This is a genomic window from Microbacterium sp. TW_SC_2, assembly GCF_055361165.1.
In genome coordinates this window covers 2,982,409-3,007,671 of the sequence record NZ_CM143952.1, presented here as the reverse complement: position 1 = coordinate 3,007,671, position 25,263 = coordinate 2,982,409, and the positions used below count along the sequence as shown (strand labels likewise).

Genomic DNA, 25,263 nt, shown 5'->3' with positions numbered 1-25,263 from the left:
ACGACAGGCATCCCCTCACTCGCATGTTCAGACAGATCCTCGCGGGCACCGTGCTGCGCCGCATCCTCGCCGCCCTCGGCACGCTGTTCGGCGTCGCCGTCTTCGTCTTCCTGATGCTGCGCGCCATCCCGGGCGATCAGATCAGCTCGGGCCTCGGCACCGAGGCCGCCGCCCTGACCCCGTCCCAGCGCGCCGCGCTCGAGGCCTACTACGGTCTCGACCAGCCGCTGTTCGTGCAGTTCTTCTCGTGGCTCGGCAACATCTTCACCGGCAACCTCGGCTTCTCCTCGCGGGCCCAGACGAGCGTGCTCGACCTCACGGTCGCCGCGCTCCCCGTCACGTTCGAGCTCGCGCTCTTCTCGATCGTGATCGCCCTCGCCATCGGCATCCCGCTCGGCATGCTCTCGGCCTCGAAGCCCGACTCGGTGCGCGACGGCGTCGGCCAGGTCGTCGGCCTCGCCGGTCTGTCGATCCCCGCCTTCCTGCTGGGCACCGCGCTGCTCGCGGTGCTGGCCTCCTCGTTCGGCTTCAACCCGAACGGACAGGGCTTCGTCACGCTGTTCCAGGATCCGCTGCTCAACCTCCAGCAGATGCTGCTGCCGTCGGTCGTGCTCGGTTTCGGTATCGCGGCGCCGATCATGCGCACGACGCGCACCGCGGTGCTCGAGATCCGCTCGAACGACTTCATCCGCACCACACGGGCGAAGGGCGTGCCGCCGCGACGGCTGCAGCTCCGCCACGTGCTGCGCAACGCGCTCGTGCCGATCGTCACCATGACCGGCCTGCAGTTCGGCTACCTGCTCGGCGGTGCCGTGGTCGTGGAGCAGATCTTCTCGCTCCCCGGTATCGGGCGGCAGGTGCTGCTCGGCATCCAGCAGAAGGAGTACGCGCTCGTGCAGAGCACCGTGCTCGTGATCGCGCTCGCCTTCGTCATCGTCAACCTGCTCACCGACCTGCTGTACCGGGTCATCGATCCCCGGGTGCGTGCCGCATGACCGACATCTCTCAGACCCCCGTCCTCGCCCCCGGTGGCGGGCGCACCCTGGAGCGCGTCCGCCTGCTCCTGCGCAGCCGCAGCGGACTCTCCGGCCTCCTCATCGTGGTGCTGCTGGCGCTGCTGAGCCTCGTCTCGGCGTTCGGCCTGCTGCCCTTCGATCCGCTCGCGCAGGACCCGCCCTCCCGGCTGCAGCCGCCCTCCGGCACGCACTGGTTCGGCACCGACCAGTTCGGCCGCGATGTGTTCTCACGGGTGGCCGCCGGTGTCGCGAACTCCGCCCTGATCGCGGTGGTCGCGGTCGCCTTCGCCACGGTGGTCGGCACCGTGTGCGGCCTGATCGCCGGCTTCTACCGCGGCTTCTCCGACGGTGCGATCACGGCGGTCACGAACGTGCTCTTCGCGTTCCCGCCGCTGCTGCTGGCCCTGTCGCTCGCCTCGGTGTTCGATCGCAACTGGTTCACGATCGCGGTCGCCATCGCGATCGTCTACGTGCCGATCTTCATCCGGGTCACGCGCGGCCCGGTGCTGTCGCTCCGCGAGGTCGAGTACGTCAAGGCGGCCAAGAGCACCGGTCAGAGCCGGATGGCGACCATGTTCCGGCACGTGCTGCCGAACATCACCTCGATCATCATCGTGCAGGTCACGCTGTCGCTCTCGTGGGCCGTGCTCACCGAGGCGTCGCTGAGCTTCCTCGGACTCGGCACGCCGCCGCCGGCACCGTCGCTCGGGTCGATGATCTTCGAGGCGCGCACGCTCCTCACGATCGCACCGTGGACGATGATCGCCCCCGGTGTCGTCGTGGTCCTCCTCGTCGTGGGTCTCAACCTGCTGGGCGACGGGCTGCGCGACAGCCTCGACCCGCGGAACAGGGGCAAGCGATGAGCGGTGAGGACCTCGGCGGGCTCGCCACGGAGGCCAGCGACCCGCGGTACGCGGAGCTCGACCGCATGAGCGTGGCGGAGCTCGCGCAGACCATGAACGACGCCGACGCGACGGTCCCGGCGGCCGTCCGACGCGCGTTCGATCAGATCATCCCGGCGATCGAGGCGACCGCCGCGCGCATGACCCAGGGCGGACGGCTGGTCTATGTCGGAGCGGGGACACCGGGCCGGATCGGCATCGTCGACGCCTCGGAGTGCCCGCCCACCTTCAGCACCCCGCCCGAGCTCGTGTTCGCGATCATGGCCGGTGGACCGGGCGCGATCGTCACGCCCGTCGAAGGGGCGGAGGACGACGTCGAGGCCGGCGTCGCCGCGATCGACGCGGCCGACATCGGCCCGCTCGACACCGTGATCGGCATCGCCTCCAGCGGGCGGACCCCGTTCGTGATCGCGGCCGTGCGCCGGGCGCGCGAACGCGGTGCGCTGACGGTCGGGCTCTCCTGCAACGTGGGCACGGCGCTCAGCGCGACGGCGCAGCACGGCATCGAGGTCGACGTGGGGCCCGAGGTGCTCGCCGGGTCGACCCGACTGAAGTCGGGGACGGCGCAGAAGCTCGTGCTGAACATGTTCTCCACCATCGTGATGGTGCGTGGGGGCAAGGCGTACGGCAACCTCATGGTCGACGTGAAGGCGTCGAACCACAAGCTGCGCGAGCGCGCGGTCCGCATGGTCGGCACCATCACCGGCGCCGATCGCGACGCCGCCGTCGACGCGCTGGAGGCCGCCGCCTACGACGTCAAGAAGGCCTCCGTCATGATCCTGCGGCACGAGGATCTCGCGACGGCCACCGAACGACTCGACGCAGCCGCCGGCCGGCTGCGCACGGCACTGGAGGAGAACTGATGCGCGTCCTCGGACTGATTTCCGGCACCTCGCACGACGGGATCGACGCCGCGGTCGTCGACTTCACCGTGCACGGCGAGGCCACGGCGGCCGCAGGTGCGGGGGCAGGCGTCGCGCTGCGCGGCACGGTCCTCGCCGAGACGAGCGTGCCGTACTCGGCGTCGCTGCGGGCGCGTCTGGTCGCCGCCCTCCCGCCCGCGCAGACCACGCTCGCCGAGGTCGCCGAGCTCGACACGTTGATCGGCCAGGCGTTCGCCGAGGTCGCGGCCGACATCGCCGCGGAGGTGGGCGGCGTCGACGCCGTGTGCTCGCACGGACAGACCGTCTACCACTGGGTCGACGGCGCCCACGCCCTGGGCACGCTGCAGATCGGCCAGCCCGCGTGGATCGCCGAGCGCGTCGGTGCGCCCGTGGTCTCCGACATCCGCATCCGCGACATCACGGCGGGCGGCCAGGGCGCGCCCCTGGTGTCGTTCCTCGACGAGCTGCTGCTGCGCTCGCGCGCCGGAGTCTCGGCGGCGCTGAACCTCGGCGGCATCTCGAACATGACCGTGGTGCGCCCCGACGGCCTGGTCGCCTACGACATCGGTCCGGCCAACGCGCTGGTCGACGCCGTGATCGTGGAGCATGCGCTGAACCCGCTCGGGTACGACGACGACGCTGCGATCGCGCGCACCGGCACCGTGGACCAGCCCCTGCTGGACGCGCTCCTGACCGATCCGTACTACGCGCTCGAGGCGCCCAAGAGCACCGGCAAGGAGCACTTCCACCTCGGCTACGTGCACGAGCATCTGGCGGCGCAGGGCCGGGAGATCCCGGTGGTCGACGTGGTGCGCACGCTCACCGAGCTCACGGTCCGCACGGTCGCGCGCGACGTGCGGGCGGCCGGCATCGGATTCCTCGCGGTGTCCGGGGGCGGATGCCGCAACCCGCTGATCCTCGACGGCCTGCGGGCCGCGCTCCCCGAGACCGAGGTGGTGCTGGCCGACGAGCTCGGCGCCCCCGCCGACAGCAAGGAGGCGATCCTGCTCGCCCTGATCGGGTGGTGCACGATGCACGGCGTCTCGGCCATCGTGCCCGGCGGCACCGGCGCGCGCGAACCGCGGATCCTGGGCACCATCACCCCGGGCGCCGGTCCGCTGGTGATGCCGGAGCCCGTCGCCGGCATCGACACCCTCCTGCTGTCGGAGGCCACGGCATCGTGACCCTCGAGGTGCGCCGCGCCACCCCGGACGATCTGTCCGGGGTGCTCGAGGTGTTCCTGGGCTGCTGGCGCGAGAGCTACCGCGGCATCCTCCCCGAGGAGGCGATCGACGCGATGACCGACGAGCGGGCCGAGGCCCTGTGGCAGCGCGTGCTCACCGGTCCGGTGGGGGAGGTGCTCGTCGCCGAGCGCCGGAGCGAGCTCGCGGGGATCACGCGGTTCGCCGTGAGCGCGCACGAGGACGGCCGCATCGACGGCGCCGTGCACTCCCTGTACGTCTCGCCGCGCGCACACGGGGGCGGTGTCGGTTCGGCGCTGCTGTCGGCGGCGACCGCAGCGCTCCGCGACGCGGGGGCGGAAGCCGCGACGCTGTGGGTGTTCGCGGCCAATGCCCCGTCGATCGCCTTCTACCGCGCCCGCGGCTGGAAGCCGGACGGTGCGACCAGGACTCAGCCCGAGTTCGGCGAACCGGAGCAGCGCATGCGCAGGGAGTGGACATGAGCGTCGTGGAAAGATTGCGCGTGCTGCGGGTGCCCTCGCCTCTGGTGCGCCCCTTCGTCACGGCGGTGCGCCGCACCGATCACCTCGACGTCGTGCTGGTCGAGGCGACGGATGCCGACGGCCGCGTGGGCTGGGGCGAGGCCGCCACGAGCTGGCGCGTCACGGGCGAGAGCGCGCAGAGCGTCTCGGCGGTCGTGACCGGACCCCTCGGTGCGGTGATCGCCGGGCGGGATGCCGGTGACCCGGAGCTCGCGCGCGACATCGCGCGAGTGGTGTGGGGGAACGCCGCCGCGCGCAGTGCGCTCGCGTGCGCGGTCGCGGACCTCGACGCCCGGCGGCGCGGACTCCCGCTCGCGGCCGCGCTGCGCGGTGACGCCGGCGCGACACCCTCGCCCACCGCCGCGCCCACTTCCATGCCCTCGATCCCGCGTATCCGCACCGACATGACCCTGTCCGCCGCTCCTGCCGAGGAGCTCGCCGCACGGGCGAGGGAGCACGTCGCCGCCGGGTTCGGATGCCTGAAGGTGAAGGCCTCGGCCGATCACGACACCGTGGCGGGGCTGCGCGCGATCCGCGCCGCCGTCGGGCCCGAGGTCTCGGTGCGGATCGATGCCAACCAGGCGTGGGATGTCGATACCGCGATCCGGATCATCCGTGCCTGCGAGGACGAGGGCTTCGGCGTCGAGTTCGTCGAACAGCCGACGCCCGCGCACGATCTCGACGCGTTGGCGCGGGTGACGGCGGCCGTGGACACCCCGATCATGGCCGATGAGTCCGTCCGCACGGCCGATGACGTCCGGGCGATCGTCGAGCGCGGTGCGGCCGCTCTCGTGAACCTGAAGCTCGCCAAGACCGGGGGGCCGGCCGAGGCGATCGCGGCGGCGCGCGTCGCCCGCCAGGCCGGACTCGGCGTCGTGATCGGCTGCATGATGGAGTCGCATGTCGGCGTCACGGCTTCCGCGCACCTCGCTGCGGCGCTGGTGCCGGACGGCGTGCACGACCTCGACGCGGCATCCTGGTTGCGCCGCTCCCCGGTCATCGGCGGCGTCGTCGCCGCGGGGGAGATCCTCGAACTCGGAACCACCCCCGGCACCGGCATCCGCGGCCTCGCGGCAGAACCGGCCGAGATCCGGGGCGAGGCTCAGCCCGAGGTCCTCGCCGACATCGCCCTCGCACGGACGGCCCGCGCATGAGCGCCGCCACCGCCGTCGCGGCGCTCCTCTCCTCGCCGACGGCGACTCCTGGTGCCGTGGTCGGCGTCGCGTCCGCCGACGCGCGGGATCTCTCCGCCGGGGGCCGCGCCGACGGAGCCGGGACACCGATGACGACCCGGACCCTGTTCGACATCGCCTCGGTGACGAAGGTCGCCGCGACCACCACGGCGATCCTGTCCCTCGTGTCCCGCGGCGACCTCCGCGTCGACGATCCGGTCGCCCGCTTCCTGCCCCGCACCGCCTGCGCCCCCGGGACGACCGTGCGGCACCTGCTGCAGCACCGCGCCGGACTGTGGGAGTGGCAGCCGCTCTATCTCGCGCGCGAGCATGCCGATCCGGTCGCGGTCATGGACTCGATCCCGCTGCGCCACGGACTCGATGAGGGGCGCCACTACTCCGACCTCGGCTTCCTGCTGCTCGGCCGCATCCTGTGCGCCGTCACCGGGTTGACGCTCGACGCCGCGGTGCGCGCGCTGGTCACCGAACCGCTCGGCCTCACGCGCACCGGCTTCGCCCCGATCGCGTCGCCGGTCGCCTCGTCGGCGGTCGGCGATGCCGCGGAGCGCCGCATGGTCGCCACGGGAGAGCCCTACCCGATCCTCACCGCCCGGCGCACGTTCGGCTGGCGTGAGCACGAGATCACCGGTGCGGCGAACGACGGCAACTGCTTCCATGCCTTCGGCGGCGTGGCCGGACATGCGGGGCTCTTCAGCACCGCCGACGATCTGCTGACGCTCGGGGTGGCCCTCGCCACGGCCGACCGGCACGCCGATCTCTGGCATCCGGATGCCGTGGCGGAGTTCTTCCTCGATGGCCCCGACCCCGGGCAGGCGCTCGGCTGGCGCAGCGACACCGTGCGCGTCGGCGGCCGGGACGAACGGATGCTGTGGCATCCCGGCTTCACCGGCTGCGCGCTCGGCATCCTGCCCGCCTCCGGCACCGCGGTCGTGATGCTGACCAACCGCTTGCTCGCCCGCTCTCCCGCGCCCACCGACGCCCTGTGGCGATCCGCCCTCCCCGCACTCCTGGCCGGCGACGGCCCGACACTCCGTGACACCGAAGGAACGAGAACACCATGAGCACCACTTCGCCTGTGCTGAGCATCCGCGACCTCGCCGTCGCGTTCCGGACCGGCTCCGACCTGGTCACCGCGGTCAGCGACATCAGCATCGACGTCGCGGCCGGGGAGACCGTCGCGGTCGTGGGGGAGTCCGGCTCGGGGAAGTCGACCACCGCCGCCGCGGTGAACCGGCTGCTTCCCGAGAACGGCGTGATCACCGCGGGCAGCATCCGGTTCGACGGGCGCGAGCTCACCGAACTGAGCGAGAACGCGATGGTCTCGCTCCGCGGCGCGGGCATCGGTCTGGTCCCGCAGGACCCGATGTCGAACCTCGACCCGCTGATGCGCGTCGGCGATCAGATCGGCGAGGCGCTGGAGGTGCACCGGCACACGTCGGGTGACGCCACCACGGCCAAGGTCGTCGAGCTGCTGGAGATGGTCGGGATCGCGGATGCCGCGCAGCGCGCCACGCAGTACCCGCACGAGTTCTCCGGCGGCATGCGTCAGCGCGTGCTGATCGCGATGGGACTCGCCTGCAAGCCGCGCCTGCTGATCGCCGACGAGCCGACCTCGGCGCTCGACGTGACCGTGCAGCGTCGCATCCTCGACCAGCTCGACGAGCTGACGCAGGAGCTCGGCACGGCCGTGTTCCTCATCACGCACGATCTCGCCCTGGCCGCGGAACGCGCCGACCGCATCGTCGTGATGTTCCGCGGGCGCATCGTGGAGGAGGGCACGTCCGCCCAGGTCCTCGAGAACCCCCAGCACGAGTACACGAAGCAGCTCCTCGCCGCGGCTCCCAGCCTGGCGTCCCGTCGGGTGGGGGCACCGCGGCGCACGGAGGCGGCCGGAGCGCCCTTCGTCGAGATCCGCGATCTGCGCAAGGAGTTCGCCCTGCGCTCGCCGAAGCCCGGCGAGCCGAAGACCTTCACGGCGGTCGACGGCGTCAGCTTCTCGATCCGCCGCGGCACCACGGTGTCGATCGTGGGGGAGTCCGGATCGGGCAAGTCGACCACCGCCAACATGGTGCTGGGGCTGGAGGACGCCACCTCGGGGTCGATCCTGTTCGACGGCGCCGATCTGACCGCGCTCCGCCGCAAGGAGCTGTTCGCCCTCCGCCGCCGCGTGCAGCCGGTGTTCCAGAACCCGTACGCCTCGCTCGACCCCCGCTACACGATCGAGCAGTCCATCGCCGAGCCCCTGCGGGTGCACCGCATCGGCACCGCGGCGACCCGGCACGCCCGCGTTCTGGAACTCCTGGAGCAGGTCGCGCTTCCCGCCGCCATGGCCGAGCGCCTGCCCCACGAGCTGTCCGGCGGGCAGCGCCAGCGCGTCGCGATCGCCCGTGCGCTCGCCCTCGAACCCGAGCTCGTGGTGCTCGACGAGGCCGTGTCGGCGCTCGATGTGCTGGTGCAGGCGCAGATCCTCGATCTGCTCGCCGACCTGCAGAAGCGGCTGGGACTCAGCTACCTCTTCATCAGCCACGACCTCGCCGTCGTGCGGATGATCTCCGACGAGGTGCATGTCATGCAGCGCGGCGTCGTGGTCGAGAGCGGCACCCCGGAGCAGATCTTCGACGACGCGCAGCACCCGTACACGCGGGAGCTGCTGGCGGCGATCCCCGGAGCGACGCTGGCGTCGTGACCCGGGGCGTGCTCAGCCCTTGCGCTCGTCCTCGTCCCAGGGGCCTTCCCACCAGCCGGTGCGCTCGTCGCCCCCGGTGCCGTCGCCGCGTCGGCGTCGGGAGCGCACGAGCTGCACGATCCACACGGTGAGCGTGCCCAGCAGGATCACGAACATCACCAGGAAGAACAGGTCGCGTTCGGTCATGGGCGTTTCCCCTCCGCGGCATCCGCCACGATCTTCGCGATCCGGGACGCACGCGTCTCCGGGCGCTTCGCGGTCGCGATCTGCGTCAGCGCGAACTTCCTGATCGACCTCGGGAAGGCATCCCAGGTCGCGCGAGCGGGGGGTGAGGCGTCGAGCGCCGCCGTGAGCGCGGCGGGTTCGATCCCCGCTTCGGGGCCGTCGAGCATCTCCCACGACCCGTTGGCCTTCGCGACCTCGAGGGCCCGGATGCCGGCGGGCGCGAGCAGACCCGCCGCCTCCAGCTCCGCGATGCGCGCCTTGTTCGTCGCCGCCCATCCGCTGCCCGGGCGCCGCGGCGAGAACCACTGGCCGACCGTGGTGTCGTCGAACGTGCGGACGGGCCCGTCGATCCATCCGAAGCAGAGGGCCTGGCGCACGGCATCGTCGTAGCCGACTCCGGTCGCGGTGCCGCGCACGCTCAGCAGCCAGACGCCCGCCGGTCGCTCGTGGTTCTGCTCGAGCCAGGATCGCCAGATCGCGGCATCCGCCGCGGTGATCCGCTCTCCGTCATCGAGTGCGCCCACGGGTCACTTCTTCGTCGCGACCGTGGTGATCGTCTCGGTGATGCGCGGAAGCAGATCGGCCACCGACTGCACGATCTCGTCGGGCCGGAACGGGTACTTCTCGATCTCGGCCTGGTCGCTGATGCCGGTGAGCACGAGGATCGTGTGCAGGCCCGCCTCGATCCCGGCCACGACGTCGGTGTCCATGCGGTCGCCGATCATGCCGGTGCGCTTGGAGTGCGCGCCGATCTTGTTCAGCGCCGAGCGGAACATCATCGGGTTCGGCTTGCCGACGACGTAGGGGTCCTTGCCCGTGGCCTTGGTGATGAGCGCGGCGATCGCACCGGTCGCGGGCAGCGGTCCGTCGGCGCTGGGGCCGGTCGCATCCGGGTTCGTCACGATGAAGCGCGCGCCGCCGAGGATCAGGCGGATCGCCTTCGTGATGGCCTCGAACGAGTAGTTGCGCGTCTCGCCGACGACCACGAAGTCGGGGTCGGTCTCGGTCATGATGAAGCCGGCGTCGTGGAGGGCGGTGAGGATGCCGGCCTCGCCGATCACGAAGGCGGAGCCGCCGGGGAGCTGCTGCTGCAGGAACGACGCGGTGGCCAGCGCCGAGGTCCAGATGCGTTCCTCCGGGACGTTGAGGCCGCTGGTGCGCAGGCGCGCGGAGAGGTCGCGCGCGGTGAAGATCGAGTTGTTCGTGAGCACCAGGTACGGGATGTCGTTGCGCTCCCATTCGGCGAGCAGCTCCGACGCCCCGGGGATGGCGTCGTTCTCGTGCACGAGCACGCCGTCCATGTCGGTCAGCCAGCATTCGATGTCATCGCGTTGAGCCATGTGCACAGCTTATGGCGCGCACCCGCGTCGTGCGGTGTGGATGCGGGAGCCGCTCAGGCCGTGAGCCAGACCGCCGCGCGGGCGCCGTCGGGGAGCGTGATCGTCCGGCCGTCGATCTGCACGCCGGTGGCCCCGACCGTGAGGTGCGTGCCGACGTCGACGCCGTGCGACTCCAGGGCGCGCAGGATCTCGGGATCCTCGTCGCTCACGCGCAGCACCCGCCCGGTGTGTCCCTCCGCGGCGTGATCGAGCCGCACGAAGGGCTCTCGGGTCACGGTGCCGTCGGCGTCCGGGATCGCGTCGCCGTGAGGGTCGAACCGCGGGCGGCCCAGACGCACGTCGATGCCCTCGAGCAGGCGGTCGCTGATGGTGTGCTCGAGCACCTCGGCCTCGTCGTGCACCTCATGCCAGCCGTAGTCGAACTCGCGCACCAGCCAGGTCTCGACCAGCCGGTGGCGGCGCACCATCGCGAGCGCGCGCCGGGTGCCGGCATCCGTCAGCCGCACCGCGCCGTAGGGCACGTGCGAGACGAGCCCCGCCGCGGCGAGCTTCTTCACCATCTCGGTGACCGACGACGGCGCGATGCCGAGCTTGGCGGCCAGCACCGAGGGGGTGATCGGGGCGTCCTGCCATTCGGTGTGCGCGTAGACGGTCTTGAGGTAGTCGTCTGCTGCCGGGGATGCCACGGATCCAGTCTAGGTCAGCCGGATTCTCAGCCGTTCAGGGCGCCGAGCACGAGCACGAAGGCCACCTGCCCCGCGAAGAACACGACGAGGAACCCGAGCAGCGCCGCGGCGAGGGACAGGCGTCCGTCGAACTCCGGGATCGAGGCGATGCCGATCGCCCGGGCGCGGAAGGCGAGCACGAGCGTGGCGATGCCGAGGGCGAGCTGCACCCACGGCCCGCCGAACGGCAGCACGGTCGGGAAGGCGATGAGGAGGCCGCCGATCACGCCGGTCGCGATGCCGATCCAGGTGAGGATGCGGACGGTGCGGCGGGCGGGTTCGGCAGACATGCTCCGAGCCTATCCGCCGCCGCGGGTGCCGCCCCTGCCGGGTCAGGCCCCCGTGAGGAGGAGCCAGAGCAGGGTGCCGTTGAGGGCGACGAGCAGGATCGACGCGATGATGCCGGCCGCGGTGGTCCAGACGCGGTTCACCCACACGCCCAGCGTGCGCTTCTGCGCCGTGAGGGCGATGAGCGGGATCAGGGCGAAGGGGATGCCGAACGACAGCACGACCTGACTGAGCACGAGCGCGAGGGTGGGATCGATGCCGAGCCCCAGGATCACGAGCGCCGGGATCAGCGTGATCAGGCGACGCAGGAGCAGGGGGATGCGCACGTGCAGCAGGCCGTGCATGATCTCGGCGCCCGCGTAGGCGCCGACCGAGGTGGAGGCCAGGCCGGACGCCAGCAGGCCGACCGCGAAGAAGGTCGCGACGACCGGACCGAGTCCCGCGGCGAGCGCGGCGTGCGCGCCCTCGAGGGAGTCGGTCCCCTCGACGCCGGCGAGGTTGGCGGCGGCGAGCAGCAGGATGCCGAGGTTCACCGACCCGGCGATGATCATCGCGATCGTGACGTCCCACCGGGTCACCCGGAGCAGGCGACGGATGCGGGGAACGTCGGTGCGCACGGCTTCGGCGGCCTGCCCGTCGGCGTGATCCTGCGCGCTCTGCCCGGCGGGGGCGGCGGGCGCGGCGCCGAAGCGGTCTCGCACGAGCGAGGAGTGCGCGTAGATCGCGTGCGGCATGATCGTGGCGCCGAGGATGGAAGCGGCGAGCAGCACCGATCCGGTTCCCTCGAACCGGGGCACGAGGCCACCCGCGACGCCCGCCGGGTCGGGCGGTGCCACGAAGACGCCGGCCACGAAGCCGACCGTGATGATCACCATCAGTCCGATGATCACGAACTCGAAGGGGCGTGCACCACGGCGGCTCTGCACCGCCAGCAGGATCATCGACACGGCGCCGGTGATGAGTCCGCCCAGCAGCAGGGGCACGTCGAACAGCAGGTTCAGGGCGACGGCGCCGCCGATGACCTCGGCGAGGTCGGTCGCCATGGCCACGAGTTCGGCCTGGAGCCAGTAGGAGCGGCGGGCCCAGCGGTTGCGCAGGCGCGAACCGAGCACCTCCGGCAGGCTCTGCCCGGTGACCACGCCGAGCTTCGCCGAGAGGTACTGGATCAGCCAGGCCATGATGTTGCCCGCGATCACGACCCAGACGAGCAGGTAGCCGTACTGGGCGCCGGCGGTCATGTTGCTGGCGACGTTGCCGGGGTCGAGGTAGGCGACGCCGGCGACCAGGGCGGGGCCGAGGAGCCAGAGACTGCGCGGTGGCGTGCTGCGGGCGACGGGAGCCTCGATGGTCCCGAGATTTTTAGGCATGCCGAAATCGTAGCGGATATTTCGGTGTACCTAAATATCCGTCGGGTGCGGTGGCGGATAGCCTGGCGGGATGGATGAGCAGACGCCGGAAAGCGCCCCGGAGAGCACGACACCCGAGCGCACCACGCACGGCGTCGGCCCCTGGCCGGGAGGACCGGCGGCCTGGCCGGACGACGACCGGTACGACCGTGAACTGCTCGAGATCGGCGACACCCGCAACGTCATCGACCGCTACCGGTACTGGCGCATGGACGCGATCGTGGCTGATCTCGACACGCGCCGGCATCCGTTCCACGTCGCGATCGAGAACTGGCAGCACGACATGAACATCGGCTCGATCGTGCGCAGCGCCAACGCGTTCCTCGCCGACACCGTGCACATCATCGGACGCCGACGCTGGAACAAGCGTGGGGCAATGGTCACCGACCGCTATCAGCACGTCGTGCACCACGACGACATCGAGACGTTCGCCGCCTGGGCGGCCGAGGAGGGGCTCCCGATCGTCGCGGTCGACAACGTCGAGGGCTCCCGGCCCGTCGACTCCGCCGATCTCCCTGAACGCTGCGTGCTGCTGTTCGGTCAGGAGGGACCCGGTCTGTCGGCGGAAGCGCTCGCCGCGGCATCCGCCCACATCGAGATCACCCAGTACGGCTCGACCCGGTCGATCAACGCCAGCGCCGCGGCGGCCGTGATCATGTACGAGTGGTGCCGCCGCTACGCGCGATGAGCGACGTCAGGCGCCGGCCGTGAGCCAGGCGCCGGTGCGCACGCGCCAGCCCAGCGTCACGAGTCGGGCGAGCAGGTACACCCCGAAGAACGCACCCGCCAGCCAGATCAGCCCCACGGCGCCATCGACGCCGATCGTGGCGATGAGCCACAGCGCCGGAAGGAACGGGACGAGGGTGAGTCCGCCCGCGATCGCCAGATAGCGCGCGTCGTTCGCCCCCATCAGCACGCCGTCGAGCACGAAGACGACCCCGGCGACGGGCTGCGCGATCGCCAGCACGAGCAGCGCCGGCTGCACGAGCGCCGCGACCTCCGCCGATCCCGTGAACACGATGCCCATCACCCCGGAGAGCGCGGCGATCAGCCCACCGACGATCACCCCGAACCAGGCGCCCCACGCGACCGTGCGCCCGAGCACCCGCTGCACCTGGCGCTCGTCTCCGGCGCCGAGCTCCTTGCCGATCAGCGCCTGGGCCGCGATCGCCAGCGCGTCGAGCGCGAACGCCGCGGCGGAGAAGATCGTGAACACGATCTGCCACCCCGCCAGCTCGTCGGTGCCGATGCCGGTGGCGACGCCGACCGTCGCGAGCAGGGCGACGCGCAGGCTCACGGTGCGGAGGAACAGCCAGCCGCCCGACCGGGCGCTGTTGCGCAGTCCGGCCCGCTGCGCACGGAGCGACGCGCTGTGCCGCGTCGCGAGGCGCCGGATGACGAGCACATAGGCGCCGACCATGCCCCACTGCGCGGTGATCGTGCCGGCGGCCGAGCCCGCGATGCCCCAGCCGAAGCCGTAGATGAAGAGCACGTTCAGCAGTGCGTTCGCGCCGAAGCCGAGCCCGGCGATCCACAGCGGCGTCACGGTGTCCTGCATGCCGCGGAGCAGCCCGGTCGCGGCGAACACGATCAGCATGGCGGGCAGGCCCCACATCGAGATCACGAGATAGTCGTTCGCCTGCTGCGAGACCGCGTCGCCGCCGCCGAACAGCGACACCAGCCACGGCGACGAGACCGCCCCGATGACCGCGAGCACCGCGCCGAGCCCCAGTGCGAGCCACATGCCGTTGATGCCCACCGAGACCGCATCGCCCGGCTGCCCGGCTCCGAAACGGCGGGCGACGGCGGGGGTGGTCGAGTACGCCAGGAACACCATGAGTCCGACGATCGTCTGCAGGATCGCGCCCGCGATCCCGAGCCCGGCGAGCGGCGTCGTGCCGAGGTGCCCGATCAGCGCGGCGTCGACGATGAGGAAGGCGGGTTCTGCGATCAGGGCGCCGAGTGCCGGGACCGCGAGCCGCAGGATCTCTCGATTGAGGGAGGGGCGCGCGGTCATCCTCCGAGCCTATGGGCTGGTGGTGCGGCTAGGCGCCGGCTCCGGTGCTTCCCGGCGCCCCCGTGTCGGTCAGGATCGCGCGTGCGGTGCGTTCCCCGGAAGAGAGCGCGCCCTGGATCGACGCGGTGTCCCGGTGGTCACCGGCGATGAAGAGGCGTTCGGCGGAGCGCGGCGATCGCGGCGCCCGCAGCGGAGCCGGCTGGGACGGCAGTGCGTCGGGGATGTCGTCGCGCCGGATCAGCTCCCAAGCGCTGACGTCGGCACCCCAGATCTCCCTCAGGTGGCGGCGGACCTCGTCCTCCCCGGCGGGATCGCCGCCGCGCGGCAGCAGGCAGGTCGCGGCGACCAGGTGGCGTCCGGCCGGCGCATACGAGGGCACCGTGTGGGTCATCACCACCGTGTTCACGACGGGACCTCGACCTCGGCCGCGCCCGTCGACCGTGAGCAGCGCCGACGCGGTCGGCGGTTCGGCGGCGGCGAACCACCACGTCTGAAGACCGTTCGTCTCCGGCCTCGCCAGTCCGGTGAGATCGCCGACGGCCTCGGGTCCGACCGCGACGACCACGCGAGCGGCCCGCACGGCGTCGCCGTCGGCCATCTCCACCACGGTGCCCTCGCGAGGCGGGGAGATGCGTGCGGCGCGGGCGCCGAGACGGATGTCGGCGCCGGCCTCGCGGGCGTGCGCGGCGAGCTGCTCCGGGACCGCGGCGATCCCCTGCGCCGGCAGACCGGGGCGCCCGAGCGCGAAGTACCGCACGAGCAGTCGGGCGAACGCGTTCGACGTCTCGCCCCGGTCCTCCGCCAGAACGCCGGCGAGGAACGGCTCGATCACGGCGGTGCGCAGCGGACCGCGGAGCCCCGTGGCATCCCACCCCTCGCGCAGGGCGACATCGTTCCGGGCGAGACGCGAGAGCGGACGCACCAGTGCCGGCGCCGCCCAGCGGGCGAGGGCGACCGCATCCCGTCCGTTCACCAGGCCGCTGCGCAGCGTGGCCATGATCGAGAGCGGATGCCGCACCGGATGCCGCAGCTCGGCCATCCCGTGATCGGTGCGCACCCGGACGCCGACCGGGAAGCTTCCCAGCGCGAGCGCATCGAGATCGACGCTGCGGCGCAGCGCCGGATAGGCCGGATTGAGCACCTGGAAGCCGCGATCCAGCCGGAACCCGTCGACGATGTCGGTGCGCTGGCGTCCGCCGACGGCATCCCCGGCCTCGAGGACGACGACGTCGAGCCCGCGCGCGGCGAGCAGACCGGCGCAGCGGAGTCCCGCAAGACCGGCGCCGACCACGACCACGTCATGCATGCGTCACGGCTCCGGAGATCTCGTCGAGCTGCTCGCGGATCACGACCACGGGAGTGCGCACGGGCTGCATGGCACCAGCGTACGACGGGATGCCGTGCCGCGGGCGCGCGCACCGATCGGGCACGGCGCGCCCACGCCACCACCGGTTTACGCTGAGCATCATGCGGACACGGTCAGTGACTCCCCACCCGCAGGACGAGACGAAGATCTGCGCGTCCTGCGGTCGCGAGATGCACTGGCGCGCGGCGTGGGCCGCCGTCTGGGACGAGGTCAGGTACTGCTCTGCCGCGTGCCGGGCGCGGAAGGTGACGCCGCAGGACCGCGAGCTCGAGGCGTCGATCCTCGCGCTGCTCGCCCCGCAGGCCGCGAAGGGGACGATCTCCCCGGACGATGCGGCGCGCGCCGTCGGCGGCGAGGCATGGCGAGAACTCCGGGAGCCCGCGCGCCGCGCCGCCCGACGGCTGGTGGCCGCCGGGGCCGTCGACATCGTCCAGGACGGGCGCGTCGTCGACCCGTCCTCCGCGAGAGGCCCGATCCGGATCCGTCGCCGCCGCTGAGCCCGGCAGTGCCTCCGGGCCCGCCGCTGGACATGAGGGGGGAGACGGGTCATAGGCTGGTCGCATGACTGACGTTCTTCCCGTGGGCCTCGCCGTTTCCGAGTTCAGCTCCGACATCCGCCCGCAGGACGACCTGTACCGCCACGTCAACGGCGCCTGGATCGACCGCACCGAGATCCCGGGCGACAAGGCCCGCTGGGGCTCGTTCCACCTGCTGGCCGAGCAGGCGGAGAAAGACGTCCGCACGATCATCGAGGAGTCGCAGGATGCCGAGCCCGGCACCCTCGCGCGCAAGATCGGCGACCTGTTCGCGAGCTTCATGGACACCGCGCGCATCGACGCCGCCGGCACCGCACCCCTGGCCGAGACCCTCGCCGAGATCGACGCGATCGACGGCATCCCCGCGTTCCTGCGCACCGTAGGCGCCTATGACCGCGACGGTCGCGCCCACCTGATCGGCTTCTACGTCGACGGCGACCCCGGCAACCCCGAGCGCTACCTGCCCGTGCTCGTGCAGTCCGGACTGTCGCTCCCCGACGAGAGCTACTTCCGCCTCGACACCTTCGCCGACACGCGCGCCGCCTACCGCGCCCACCTCGAGCGCCTTCTCGGGCTGGCCGGCATCGCGGATGCCGCAGCCAACGCCGAGCGCGCGATCGCCCTCGAGACCGAGCTCGCCGGGCACCACTGGGACAACGTGAAGAGCCGCGACGCGGTCGCGACCTACAACCTCAAGACCTGGGCCGAGATCCAGGAGCTCGCGGGCGTCGACCTCGCGCCGTGGCGCGACGCGGTCGCCCCCGCGGCGCCGGACGCCTTCGCCGAGGTCGTCGTCTCGCAGCCCAGCTTCCTGGAAGGGCTCGGCTCGCTCCTCACGGCCGAGCGCCTCGACGACTGGAAGGCCTGGCTGCGCGCGCAGGTCGTGCACGCCGCGGCGCCGTACCTGACCGACGACTTCGTGGCCGAGAACTTCTCGTTCTACGGCACCGAGCTCACCGGCGTCCCCACGATCCGCGAGCGCTGGAAGCGCGGCGTCTCGGTCACCGAGAGTGCGCTGAGCGAGGCGATCGGCAAGGTGTACGTCGAGCGCCACTACCCGCCGACGGCGAAGGCCGCGATGGACGAACTCGTCGCGAACCTCATCGAGGCCTACCGCCAGAGCATCACCGACCTCGAGTGGATGACGGCCGAGACACGTCAGCGCGCTCTCGCCAAGCTCGACTCCTTCACACCGAAGATCGGCCACCCCGCCGTGTGGCGCGACTACTCGAGCCTCACGATCGACCGCGACGACCTGTTCGGCAATGTGCGTCGTGCGGCGATCTTCGAGCACGACCGCAACGTGGCGAAGGTCGGCAAGCCGATCGATCGCGACGAGTGGCACATGCCGCCGCAGATGGTCAACGCGTACTACAACCCGTCCATGAACGAGATCGTGTTCCCGGCGGCCATCCTGCAGTACCCGTTCTTCGACGCCACGCGCGACGCGGCGGCGAACTACGGCGGCATCGGCGCGGTGATCGGTCACGAGATCGGTCACGGCTTCGACGACCAGGGCAGCCGCTACGACGGCGACGGGCGCCTCGAGGACTGGTGGACGGATGCCGACCGCTCCGCCTTCGAGGAGCGCACCAAGGCGCTCATCGCGCAGTACGACGTGCTGGTCCCGGAGGGGCTGTCGCCCGAGCACCACGTGAACGGCGCGCTGACGATCGGCGAGAACATCGGCGACCTCGGCGGCCTGGGCATCGCGCTCAAGGCCTACGAGCTGTCGCTGCGCACGGACCCCGCGGTCCCCGAGCCCGTCGACGGACCGGTCATCGACGGTTTCACGGGTGTGCAGCGGCTGCTGCTGTCGTGGGCGCAGGTGTGGCAGCAGAAGGGACGCGAGGCCGAGACGCTGCGTCTGCTGACGATCGACCCGCACTCGCCGAACGAGTTCCGCTGCAACCAGATCGTCCGCAACATCGACGCCTTCTACGAGGCTTTCGGGGTCAGCGAGGGAGACGCCCTGTGGCTGCCGGAAGACGCTCGTGTGACGATCTGGTGACCAAACTTCACACGCGCTGAGGGGCCTCCCGGGCGGGGGTACGATATCGGTGCTGCGGGGAAAGCGACCCCTCGGCGTCCCATCCACCCCCCTCCGGTTAGGACCATGCGTGGGCTCCCGTACCCCCTCGTTCCCTGAACCTCACGGCCGATCTTCGGGGCAACCCGCGGACGGATCATCGGCCACGCTGCGCCGGTCGCAGAATACCGGTCGGCGGCTTCCGCGCCGCGCTGCCGTGGGACGTCGGTCGTTCGGCTCGACGCTGCAGGCGCTCGAGCGGCTGGCGGATGCCGGCGCGCAGGTGTCGGTGCACGTGGTGGATCTCGACTCGCACGAGCACGTGCTCGCGGGCGACGACCACGTGACGATGCCGGTCGCGGGGCTCGGCGTGGTGCCGCTGCTGATCGAGGTCGCCGCGGGGTTCGAGAGCGGTGCGCTCGACCCCTTCGAGATCGTGGAGCGCACCGACGTCGACGCCGTCACGACCTCCGGGCTGTGGCGCAACCTGCACGCTCCCGCCCTGCCTCTGGAAGACCTCGCGGTGCTGGCCGCGACCGCGGGCGACCCGATCGCCGTCAATGCGCTCCTGCACCGGGTCGGGCACGACCGCGTGCGGGCGCGCATCGAGAGCCTCGGGCTCCGGCGCACGGCGCTGCTCGACCGATTCCGTGACGAGCGGGGGCCGGATGACGCCCCGCACGTGGCGGTCGGATCGACCAGGGAGCTCGCCGGACTCTTCTCCGCCCTCGTGAACTCCGCCGTCGTCGACGCCGGCGTGAGCGCCCAGGTGTCGGAGTGGCTCAGCCTCAACCAGGACCTGAGCCTGGTCGCGGCCTCCACCGGTCTCGACCCGTTCGCGCACGAGCATGACGCGCACGGACTGCTGTTCGTGAACAAGACCGGCCGCGACCGGGGCGTGCGCGCCGAGGCCGGGGTGCTGGGCGGTCCCCGCGCCGGTGTCGCCTACGCGCTCATCGTCTGCTTCGACGACCTCTCCATCACGCACCGGCTGCGGGCGCACGATGCCTTCCGCGTGCTCGGCGTCGATCTCATGGAGTACACGCACTGACGGCATCCGCCTCGCCGCCTCGCCGTGGCCATGCGTCCGTTCGCCGGCGTCGGTCAGTTCGGGAGCGACGGATGCGGTTCGCTGGTGCGGTGCTTCGGGATGAACAGCGACAGCACGACCGCGACGATACCGGCCGCGATCGCGAGCCAGAAGCACACCTCGAACGCGGCACGGGTCGGGATCGCGACGCCCTCGACGTCGACGCTCATCGCCGCGAGCACGCCGCCCATCACGGCGGACGCGCTGGAGGTGCCGACCGAGCGGAACAGGGCGTTGAGCCCGTTCGAGGCGCCGGTCTCGTTCGAGGGCACCGCGCGCATGATGATCATCGGCATGGCGGCGAAGGTGAAGCCGATGCCCACGCCGATCAGCAGGTTCGCGACGAGGATGTGCCACACCTCGCTCGACCACAGCAGCACGAAGACGTAGGCGAGCACGATCGCCACCGCGCCGACCGTGAACAGCGGGCGCGGTCCGACCGTGCGCTCGAGCCAGCCCGACAGCGGTGAGATGACCATCATGACGAGCCCGGCCGGCATGATCACGAGCGCAGCGGCGACCATGTCGAGCCCGAACCCGGAGTTCGCGACCGGCGCCTCCAGCAGCTGCGGGAACGTGACGTTGGAGGCGAACAGGGCGAAGCCCATCCCGACGGCGGCGATGTTCGTGAACAGCACGGCCGGGCGGGCGGCGACGCGGAGGTCGAGCAGCGGATCCTTCGTGCGCAACTGGTACCAGCCCCAGATCAGCAGCACGACCACGCCGCCGATGATGCACGTGAGGGTGAGCGGCGCGGTCCAGCCCCACTCGGCGCCGCGGGAGACGAACAGCAGGATGCCGGTCAGGCCGATCGCGAGGCCGATCGCGCCGGGGATGTCGAGGCGGCCGGGGAAGCGGAGCACGTCTTCCGGGACGACGGCGAGCACGAGGGCGAGACCGATCGCGCCCAGCCCGGCGGCGAGCCAGAACAGCCAGTGCCAGTCGGCGTTCTGCGCGAGGAGGGCGGCCACCGGCATCCCGATCGCGCCGCCGACCCCCATCGTGGCGCTCATCAGGGCGACTGCGGTGCCCAGTCGGTTCGTCGGCAGCACGTCGCGCATGATCGCGATGCCCAACGGCACCACCCCCGTCACGGCGCCCTGCAGGGCGCGGCCGATGATCACGCCCACGATCGACCCCGACAGCGCGGCGATGACCGAGCCGATGATGAGCAGGACGAGCAGCACGATCACGACACGGCGTTTGCCGTACATGTCGCCGAGTCGGCCCGAGATCGGGGTGGCGACGGCGGCGACCAGCAGCGTGATCGTGACGACCCAGGTCGTGTCCTCGCGCGAGGCGTTCAGCAGCTGCGGGAGCTCGGCCTGCAGCGGCACGACCAGCGTGAACATGAACGACGAGCAGAGGCCGGTGAAGGCGAGCACCGCGACGATCGCCCAGGTGGGGGAGGTGCGGGAGAGACGTCTTCTGGCTCTGTCCTCGTTCGCACCCACCGACCAAGGCTATCGGCGTCCGCGGACACCGGGGCCGCGAGCCGGCCCGGACGAGGCCCGCATCGGCGATCCGATTTCCGCGAGAACTGTCGGAGGGGCAGACTGGGCGGGTGCGAACCATCCGTGATCTCGACACCGTTGAACTCATCCTCGATGCGCAGGGCCTGCTCGACTCCATCCGCGGCCCGCAGCGCGTGGTGGATGCCGGCACGCTGCGTGCGCTGCAGCAATCCGGGAACTACGTCGTCGGCTTCTTCGACGGCGAGGGCGCGGAGGAGCGGATGGTCGGCGCCTCGATCGCGTTCTTCGGCGAGCCCGCCCGGCGCGCGATGCACTCGCACATCACCGCCCTGCTGCCGGAGTTCCGCGGCCGCGGCTGGGGCCGGGAGCTCAAGGAGCACCAGCGCCAGTGGGCGTTCTCCCGCGACGTCGGCCGCATCACGTGGACGTTCGACCCGCTCGTCGCGCGCAATGCGCACTTCTTCCTGTCGGTTCTGGGCGCCCGGGCCACGGGCTATTCGGTGAACCGTTACGGCATCTTCGGCGGCGGCGACGCCGGCGACGAGAGCGACCGCCTCGACGTCGAATGGGCGCTCGCCGACATCGCGAAGCCCCCGGCATCCGACGAGGTCGTGGAGACCCTCGAGATCCCCGCCGACATCGAGGCCCTGCGCGAATCCGACCCCGCCGCCGCCCACGAGTGGCGCATGCGTCTGCGGGCGGAGATGTCGGAGATCCTCGGGCGCGGCCTCCGCATCGCCGGGTTCGACGACGAGCGCGGCTACCTCTTCACCGCCTGAGTCCGACGCCTCGGTCCGGCTTCCGGCTCGCTCGCACTCAGCGCGGCGGCAGCACGTACTCGCCGGTCTCCCCGGGGTTGACCGCGATCTCCCACCGGAACCCGTCGGGATCGACGAAGTAGCCGGAGTATCCGCCCCACGCCCGCTGCTGTCCCGGACTCACGGTCGCGCCGAGCAGCGCGGCCTCGGCGAGCACGTCGTCGACCTCGGCGGGGGTCGCGAGGTTGTGGGCGAGGGTGAGTGGCGCGATGCCGGATGCCGGGGCCTCACCCACTTCGGCCGTGAAGCCCTCGACCGACCACAGCGACAGGATCACGTGCTCGGCGACCGGGAACATCAGGACATCGTCGCCCGAGAAGATCGGCTCCCAGCCGAGACCGTCGACGTAGAAGGCCCGGCTGCGGTCGAGATCCGAGACGGCGAGGGTGATGAAGCTGACGCGCTGTTCCATGCCGCCGAGTCTGGCACCGGCATCCGACACTCCGCGACGCCCCCTCCGCATGATCCCTCCGCGAGGGGCCCCGGCCTCAGCGCACCTCGCGCATGAGCCGCAGCACCGGCTTCACCGCCAGCAGCAGTCCGATGCCGACGGCGACCGCGATGAGACCGAGGACTGCGAAGTACGGCACCTCGTTCTCGGGGTCGTAGAACTGCACCAACCATCCCGAGATCGCGGTGCCCAGGGCGATCGACAGGAAGAACAGCGCCACCATCTGCGTGCGGAACACGGCGGGCGCGAGCTTGGTCGTGACCGACAGGCCGACCGGCGACAGCAGCAGCTCGGCGACCGTGAACACGAACAGGATGCCGACGATCGCGAGCAGCGGCGTGGTGTTGCCCTGTCCGCCCGAGAACGGGAGGAAGAGCAGGAAGGCGGACCCCATGATGATGGCGGCCAGTCCGAACTTGACCGGCGTCGAGGGCTGGCGGGTGCCCAGGCGCGTCCACAGCGCGGCGAAGATCCCGGACAGGATGATGATGAACACCGGGTTGATGGACTGCACCGTGGAGACCGGGATCTCGATGCCGAACAGCGTCCGATCCAGGCGCTTGTCGGAGTAGATCGTCAGCACCGTGAACTGCTGCTGGTACAGCGACCAGAACGCGACGCTCGTGACGAAGAGCGGCACGAACCCCCACACGCGAGAGCGCTCGGTCGCGTCGATACGGCGACTGGTGAGGATCACGGCGAAGTAGGCGATCGCGGCGACCGCGGTCAGCACGATCACGATGATCGCGAGGTTGTCGGCGCGGATCACACCCACCAGCACGAGCACGGCGATCGCGACGACGGCGGCCACGGCGATGCCCACGACGAGCCGGTAGCGGGTGCGGGGGAGCGGGTTCGGCACCGCGCTCGCCGACGCGGGCAGGGAGCGGCGCCCGAACGAGTACTGCACGAGGCCCAGGGTCATGCCGATCGCGGCGAGGCCGAAGCCGTAGTGGAAGCCCAGGGTGGACTGCAGGATGCCGGTCAGGATCGGCCCGAGGAAGGCGCCGAGGTTGATGCCCAGGTAGAAGAGCGAGAAGCCCGCGTCGCGGCGGGTGTCGTCGGGGGCATAGAGCGTGCCGACGACCGAGGTGGCGTTGGCCTTGAGCCCGCCGGAGCCGAGGGCGACCAGCACGAGCCCCACGCCCACGCCGAGCACCCCGGGGATCAGGGCGAGGGCGATGTGCCCGGCGACGATCACGATCGCGCTGAAGAACAGCACGCGCTCGGAGCCGAACAGGCGGTCCGCGAGCCAGGCGCCCAGGATCGTGGAGAGGTACACCGAGCCGCCGTAGGCACCGACGATGCCGCCCGCGACCGCCTCGGGGATGCCGAGGCCGCCCTGCGTGGCCGAGTAGTACAGGTAGATCAGCAGGATGCCCTGCATGCCGTAGAAGCTGAATCGCTCCCACATCTCCACGCCGAAGATGTGCACCAGCGACCACGGCTGGCCGAAGAAGCGGGTGTCCTCGTCGCGGATCCGGGGGCTCGGCTGGGCTGCACTCATCCCACGACCGTACCCCTCGACCCCGTCGCGCACGAGTCGGCCGCCGATAGACTGGGATCTCCCGTGTTCACGGGTCTCCTCCCGCATCCGACCATTGGAGCCACCATGGCCGAACAGTCCCGCCTCGACAAGGTCATCGCCCTCGCCCGCCACCGCGGGTTCGTGTTCCAGGCGGGTGAGATCTACGGCGGCTCCCGGTCGGCCTGGGACTACGGGCCCCTCGGCACCGAGCTCAAGGAGAACATCCGGCGGCAGTGGTGGCAGACGTTCGTCCGTGGACGCGGCGACATGGTCGGCCTCGACTCCAGCATCATCCTGCCCAAGCGCGTGTGGGAGGCCTCGGGTCACGTCGCCACCTTCACCGACCCGCTCGTGGAGTGCCTGCAGTGCCACAAGCGCTTCCGCGCCGACAACCTCGTCGAGGACTTCGAGGCGCGCAAGGGTCGCAAGGCCGAGAACGGTCTCGCCGACATCCCGTGCCCGAACTGCGGCACGAAGGGCCAGTACACCGAGCCGAAGTCGTTCTCGGGTCTCGTCAAGACCTATCTCGGCGTCGTCGACGACGAGTCGGGCCTGTACTACCTCCGCCCCGAGACCGCGCAGGGCATCTTCGTCAACTTCTCGAACGTGCTCACCGCGAGCCGCAAGAAGCCGCCGTTCGGCATCGGCCAGGTGGGCAAGGCGTTCCGCAACGAGATCACCCCCGGCAACTTCATCTTCCGCACGCGCGAGTTCGAGCAGATGGAGATCGAGTTCTTCACGCCGCCCGCCGACGCGAACGAGTGGTTCGAGCACTGGGTCGAAGCCTGCTGGAACTGGTTCATCGACCTCGGGATCGACCCCGAGAACATGCGCCAGTTCGACGTGCCGGAAGACGACCGCGCGCACTACTCCGCCGGCACGATCGACGTCGAGTACAAGTTCGGCTTCGCGGGCAAGGAGTGGGGCGAGCTCATGGGCGTCGCCAACCGCACCGACTACGACCTGTCGAGCCACAGCGAGGCATCGGGACAGAGCCTGACGTACTTCGACCAGGCGACCGGTGAGCGCTACACCCCGTACGTGATCGAGCCGTCGTTCGGCCTGACGCGCGCGATGATGGCCTTCCTCGTCGACGCGTATCGCGAGGAGGAGGTGCCGAACGCGAAGGGCGGCAGCGACGTGCGCACCGTGCTCAAGCTCGACCCGCGCCTCGCGCCGGTCAAGGCCGCGGTGCTGCCCCTGTCGCGCAACGAGAAGCTCTCGCCGCTCGCTCGCGAGGTCGCCGACACGCTGCGTGCCTCGTGGTCGGTGGACTTCGACGACGCCGGCGCGATCGGTCGCCGCTACCGCCGCCAGGACGAGATCGGCACCCCGTTCTGCGTCACGGTCGACTTCGACTCGCTCGACGACCGCGCCGTCACGGTGCGCGACCGCGACACGATGGCGCAGGAGCGCGTCTCGATCGACGACCTCCACGCCTACCTGGCAGAGCGTCTCCGCGGCGCCTGAGACCCGTCACCCGCCTCTCGTCCCGCCCGGCATCCCGCCGAGCCACCCCCTTCTGCGCGAACCGGCCCCTTGTGAACGTCTACAAGGGGCCGGTT

26 protein-coding genes are annotated in these 25,263 nt (G+C 71.2%); 14 read left to right on the top strand and 12 right to left on the bottom strand.

Translation table 11 applies throughout. The features are described from left to right. The first annotated feature begins 23 nt into the window (after positions 1-23). From ACWA14_RS14600 to ACWA14_RS14565, 8 genes are read left to right on the top strand one after another with little or no spacing between them, the layout of a single operon-like run. Positions 24-995, top strand: coding sequence for an ABC transporter permease (locus ACWA14_RS14600; RefSeq protein ID WP_463794918.1), 972 nt, complete (start codon positions 24-26; stop codon positions 993-995). Beyond that, positions 992-1,879 carry an ABC transporter permease gene (locus tag ACWA14_RS14595; protein ID WP_463794916.1) on the top strand — a complete coding sequence of 296 codons (888 nt, stop codon included), beginning with the start codon at positions 992-994 and terminating at the stop codon, positions 1,877-1,879. The genes ACWA14_RS14600 and ACWA14_RS14595 overlap by 4 nt, the downstream gene beginning before the upstream one ends. Beyond that, positions 1,876-2,781, top strand: a complete 906-nt coding sequence (gene murQ / locus ACWA14_RS14590; protein WP_463794912.1) for an N-acetylmuramic acid 6-phosphate etherase — start codon at positions 1,876-1,878, stop codon at positions 2,779-2,781. Before ACWA14_RS14595 ends, murQ begins: the two co-directional genes overlap by 4 nt. Continuing rightward, a complete protein-coding gene (locus ACWA14_RS14585; RefSeq protein ID WP_463794909.1) occupies positions 2,781-3,986 on the top strand; it encodes an anhydro-N-acetylmuramic acid kinase in 1,206 nt (401 codons plus the stop codon). Before murQ ends, ACWA14_RS14585 begins: the two co-directional genes overlap by 1 nt. Further along, the gene (locus tag ACWA14_RS14580; RefSeq protein WP_463794907.1) at positions 3,983-4,486 is read left to right on the top strand and encodes an N-acetyltransferase family protein; all 504 of its coding nucleotides are present in this window, start codon (positions 3,983-3,985) and stop codon (positions 4,484-4,486) included. Before ACWA14_RS14585 ends, ACWA14_RS14580 begins: the two co-directional genes overlap by 4 nt. Further along, complete coding sequence (locus ACWA14_RS14575) at positions 4,483-5,679, top strand: mandelate racemase/muconate lactonizing enzyme family protein (RefSeq protein WP_463794905.1); 1,197 nt, start codon at positions 4,483-4,485, stop codon at positions 5,677-5,679. Before ACWA14_RS14580 ends, ACWA14_RS14575 begins: the two co-directional genes overlap by 4 nt. Beyond that, entirely contained in the window at positions 5,676-6,779 is a 1,104-nt protein-coding gene (locus ACWA14_RS14570; protein ID WP_463794903.1) for a serine hydrolase domain-containing protein, read from the top strand. The genes ACWA14_RS14575 and ACWA14_RS14570 overlap by 4 nt, the downstream gene beginning before the upstream one ends. Next, the gene (locus ACWA14_RS14565; protein WP_463794901.1) at positions 6,776-8,404 is read left to right on the top strand and encodes an ABC transporter ATP-binding protein; all 1,629 of its coding nucleotides are present in this window, start codon (positions 6,776-6,778) and stop codon (positions 8,402-8,404) included. The genes ACWA14_RS14570 and ACWA14_RS14565 overlap by 4 nt, the downstream gene beginning before the upstream one ends. A 12-nt stretch (positions 8,405-8,416) precedes the next feature. Here ACWA14_RS14565 and ACWA14_RS14560 read toward each other — a convergent pair whose 3' ends face one another. The 6 genes from ACWA14_RS14560 to ACWA14_RS14535 are packed head-to-tail and all read right to left on the bottom strand — an operon-like array spanning position 8,417 to position 12,349. Next, positions 8,417-8,590 carry a hypothetical protein gene (locus tag ACWA14_RS14560; protein WP_463794899.1) on the bottom strand — a complete coding sequence of 58 codons (174 nt, stop codon included), beginning with the start codon at positions 8,588-8,590 and terminating at the stop codon, positions 8,417-8,419. After that, positions 8,587-9,153, bottom strand: a complete 567-nt coding sequence (locus ACWA14_RS14555) for a YdeI/OmpD-associated family protein (protein WP_463794897.1) — start codon at positions 9,151-9,153, stop codon at positions 8,587-8,589. Before ACWA14_RS14555 ends, ACWA14_RS14560 begins: the two co-directional genes overlap by 4 nt. A 3-nt stretch (positions 9,154-9,156) precedes the next feature. After that, positions 9,157-9,969, bottom strand: coding sequence for an HAD-IIA family hydrolase (locus ACWA14_RS14550; protein WP_463794895.1), 813 nt, complete (start codon positions 9,967-9,969; stop codon positions 9,157-9,159). Between the two features lie 53 nt (positions 9,970-10,022). Beyond that, positions 10,023-10,655 carry a metal-dependent transcriptional regulator gene (locus tag ACWA14_RS14545; protein WP_463794894.1) on the bottom strand — a complete coding sequence of 211 codons (633 nt, stop codon included), beginning with the start codon at positions 10,653-10,655 and terminating at the stop codon, positions 10,023-10,025. 26 nt (positions 10,656-10,681) lie between these two features. Beyond that, positions 10,682-10,984 (bottom strand): hypothetical protein, encoded by a 303-nt coding sequence (locus ACWA14_RS14540; protein WP_463794892.1) that lies wholly within the window; start codon positions 10,982-10,984, stop codon positions 10,682-10,684. Positions 10,985-11,026: 42 nt separating this feature from the next. Further along, positions 11,027-12,349 (bottom strand): Nramp family divalent metal transporter, encoded by a 1,323-nt coding sequence (locus ACWA14_RS14535; protein ID WP_463794890.1) that lies wholly within the window; start codon positions 12,347-12,349, stop codon positions 11,027-11,029. A gap of 70 nt (positions 12,350-12,419) precedes the next feature. On the opposite strand from ACWA14_RS14535, the gene ACWA14_RS14530 reads away from it, so the two are divergent. Further along, entirely contained in the window at positions 12,420-13,076 is a 657-nt protein-coding gene (locus ACWA14_RS14530; protein ID WP_463794886.1) for a TrmH family RNA methyltransferase, read from the top strand. A 6-nt stretch (positions 13,077-13,082) separates the two neighbouring features. On the opposite strand, the gene ACWA14_RS14525 is transcribed toward ACWA14_RS14530, so the two are convergent. From ACWA14_RS14525 to ACWA14_RS14515, 3 genes are read right to left on the bottom strand one after another with little or no spacing between them, the layout of a single operon-like run. After that, the gene (locus ACWA14_RS14525) at positions 13,083-14,405 is read right to left on the bottom strand and encodes an MATE family efflux transporter (RefSeq protein WP_463794883.1); all 1,323 of its coding nucleotides are present in this window, start codon (positions 14,403-14,405) and stop codon (positions 13,083-13,085) included. Between the two features lie 28 nt (positions 14,406-14,433). Continuing rightward, positions 14,434-15,711, bottom strand: coding sequence for an FAD-dependent oxidoreductase (locus ACWA14_RS14520; RefSeq protein WP_463794881.1), 1,278 nt, complete (start codon positions 15,709-15,711; stop codon positions 14,434-14,436). Continuing rightward, positions 15,704-15,874, bottom strand: coding sequence for a hypothetical protein (locus ACWA14_RS14515; RefSeq protein ID WP_463794878.1), 171 nt, complete (start codon positions 15,872-15,874; stop codon positions 15,704-15,706). The genes ACWA14_RS14520 and ACWA14_RS14515 overlap by 8 nt, the downstream gene beginning before the upstream one ends. Here ACWA14_RS14515 and ACWA14_RS14510 point away from each other — a divergent pair. The 3 genes from ACWA14_RS14510 (at position 15,873) to ACWA14_RS14500 (ending at position 19,387) form a co-directional block, all read left to right on the top strand. Then, positions 15,873-16,268, top strand: coding sequence for a DUF3253 domain-containing protein (locus tag ACWA14_RS14510; RefSeq protein ID WP_463794876.1), 396 nt, complete (start codon positions 15,873-15,875; stop codon positions 16,266-16,268). The two genes, ACWA14_RS14515 and ACWA14_RS14510, sit on opposite strands and share 2 nt — an antisense overlap. A 64-nt stretch (positions 16,269-16,332) precedes the next feature. After that, complete coding sequence (locus ACWA14_RS14505) at positions 16,333-18,318, top strand: M13 family metallopeptidase (protein ID WP_463794874.1); 1,986 nt, start codon at positions 16,333-16,335, stop codon at positions 18,316-18,318. Positions 18,319-18,553: 235 nt separating this feature from the next. Then, complete coding sequence (locus tag ACWA14_RS14500) at positions 18,554-19,387, top strand: serine hydrolase (RefSeq protein WP_463794872.1); 834 nt, start codon at positions 18,554-18,556, stop codon at positions 19,385-19,387. Between the two features lie 53 nt (positions 19,388-19,440). Here the strand turns inward: ACWA14_RS14500 and ACWA14_RS14495 are convergent, their stop codons facing one another. Beyond that, on the bottom strand, positions 19,441-20,880 hold the full coding sequence (locus ACWA14_RS14495; protein ID WP_463794870.1) for an MFS transporter: 1,440 nt from the start codon (positions 20,878-20,880) through the stop codon (positions 19,441-19,443). A 110-nt stretch (positions 20,881-20,990) separates the two neighbouring features. Between ACWA14_RS14495 and ACWA14_RS14490 the strand changes: the two genes are divergently transcribed. Next, a complete protein-coding gene (locus ACWA14_RS14490; protein ID WP_463794868.1) occupies positions 20,991-21,680 on the top strand; it encodes a GNAT family N-acetyltransferase in 690 nt (229 codons plus the stop codon). 37 nt (positions 21,681-21,717) lie between these two features. On the opposite strand, the gene ACWA14_RS14485 is transcribed toward ACWA14_RS14490, so the two are convergent. Both ACWA14_RS14485 and ACWA14_RS14480 read right to left on the bottom strand, forming a co-directional pair. Beyond that, positions 21,718-22,131 carry a VOC family protein gene (locus ACWA14_RS14485; protein ID WP_463794866.1) on the bottom strand — a complete coding sequence of 138 codons (414 nt, stop codon included), beginning with the start codon at positions 22,129-22,131 and terminating at the stop codon, positions 21,718-21,720. A 76-nt stretch (positions 22,132-22,207) separates the two neighbouring features. Then, on the bottom strand, positions 22,208-23,677 hold the full coding sequence (locus tag ACWA14_RS14480; RefSeq protein ID WP_463794864.1) for a peptide MFS transporter: 1,470 nt from the start codon (positions 23,675-23,677) through the stop codon (positions 22,208-22,210). A 105-nt stretch (positions 23,678-23,782) separates the two neighbouring features. Here ACWA14_RS14480 and ACWA14_RS14475 point away from each other — a divergent pair, with 105 nt between their 5' ends. Beyond that, entirely contained in the window at positions 23,783-25,168 is a 1,386-nt protein-coding gene (locus ACWA14_RS14475) for a glycine--tRNA ligase (protein ID WP_463794863.1), read from the top strand. Positions 25,169-25,263 lie beyond the last annotated feature (95 nt).

Excerpts from the sequence above, each read along its gene's own strand:
- ACWA14_RS14600 (WP_463794918.1), top strand. The coding sequence starts at position 24 with ATGTTCAGACAGATCCTCGCGGGCACCGTGCTGCGCCGCATCCTCGCC.
- ACWA14_RS14595 (WP_463794916.1), top strand. The coding sequence starts at position 992 with ATGACCGACATCTCTCAGACCCCCGTCCTCGCCCCCGGTGGCGGGCGC.
- murQ (WP_463794912.1), top strand. The coding sequence starts at position 1,876 with ATGAGCGGTGAGGACCTCGGCGGGCTCGCCACGGAGGCCAGCGACCCG.
- ACWA14_RS14585 (WP_463794909.1), top strand. The coding sequence starts at position 2,781 with ATGCGCGTCCTCGGACTGATTTCCGGCACCTCGCACGACGGGATCGAC.
- ACWA14_RS14575 (WP_463794905.1), top strand. The coding sequence starts at position 4,483 with ATGAGCGTCGTGGAAAGATTGCGCGTGCTGCGGGTGCCCTCGCCTCTG.
- ACWA14_RS14570 (WP_463794903.1), top strand. The coding sequence starts at position 5,676 with ATGAGCGCCGCCACCGCCGTCGCGGCGCTCCTCTCCTCGCCGACGGCG.
- ACWA14_RS14565 (WP_463794901.1), top strand. The coding sequence starts at position 6,776 with ATGAGCACCACTTCGCCTGTGCTGAGCATCCGCGACCTCGCCGTCGCG.
- ACWA14_RS14560 (WP_463794899.1), bottom strand. The coding sequence starts at position 8,590 with ATGACCGAACGCGACCTGTTCTTCCTGGTGATGTTCGTGATCCTGCTG.
- ACWA14_RS14550 (WP_463794895.1), bottom strand. The coding sequence starts at position 9,969 with ATGGCTCAACGCGATGACATCGAATGCTGGCTGACCGACATGGACGGC.
- ACWA14_RS14540 (WP_463794892.1), bottom strand. The coding sequence starts at position 10,984 with ATGTCTGCCGAACCCGCCCGCCGCACCGTCCGCATCCTCACCTGGATC.
- ACWA14_RS14535 (WP_463794890.1), bottom strand. The coding sequence starts at position 12,349 with ATGCCTAAAAATCTCGGGACCATCGAGGCTCCCGTCGCCCGCAGCACG.
- ACWA14_RS14530 (WP_463794886.1), top strand. The coding sequence starts at position 12,420 with ATGGATGAGCAGACGCCGGAAAGCGCCCCGGAGAGCACGACACCCGAG.
- ACWA14_RS14525 (WP_463794883.1), bottom strand. The coding sequence starts at position 14,405 with ATGACCGCGCGCCCCTCCCTCAATCGAGAGATCCTGCGGCTCGCGGTC.
- ACWA14_RS14520 (WP_463794881.1), bottom strand. The coding sequence starts at position 15,711 with ATGCATGACGTGGTCGTGGTCGGCGCCGGTCTTGCGGGACTCCGCTGC.
- ACWA14_RS14510 (WP_463794876.1), top strand. The coding sequence starts at position 15,873 with ATGCGGACACGGTCAGTGACTCCCCACCCGCAGGACGAGACGAAGATC.
- ACWA14_RS14515 (WP_463794878.1), bottom strand. The coding sequence starts at position 15,874 with ATGATGCTCAGCGTAAACCGGTGGTGGCGTGGGCGCGCCGTGCCCGAT.
- ACWA14_RS14505 (WP_463794874.1), top strand. The coding sequence starts at position 16,333 with ATGACTGACGTTCTTCCCGTGGGCCTCGCCGTTTCCGAGTTCAGCTCC.
- ACWA14_RS14485 (WP_463794866.1), bottom strand. The coding sequence starts at position 22,131 with ATGGAACAGCGCGTCAGCTTCATCACCCTCGCCGTCTCGGATCTCGAC.
- ACWA14_RS14480 (WP_463794864.1), bottom strand. The coding sequence starts at position 23,677 with ATGAGTGCAGCCCAGCCGAGCCCCCGGATCCGCGACGAGGACACCCGC.
- ACWA14_RS14475 (WP_463794863.1), top strand. The coding sequence starts at position 23,783 with ATGGCCGAACAGTCCCGCCTCGACAAGGTCATCGCCCTCGCCCGCCAC.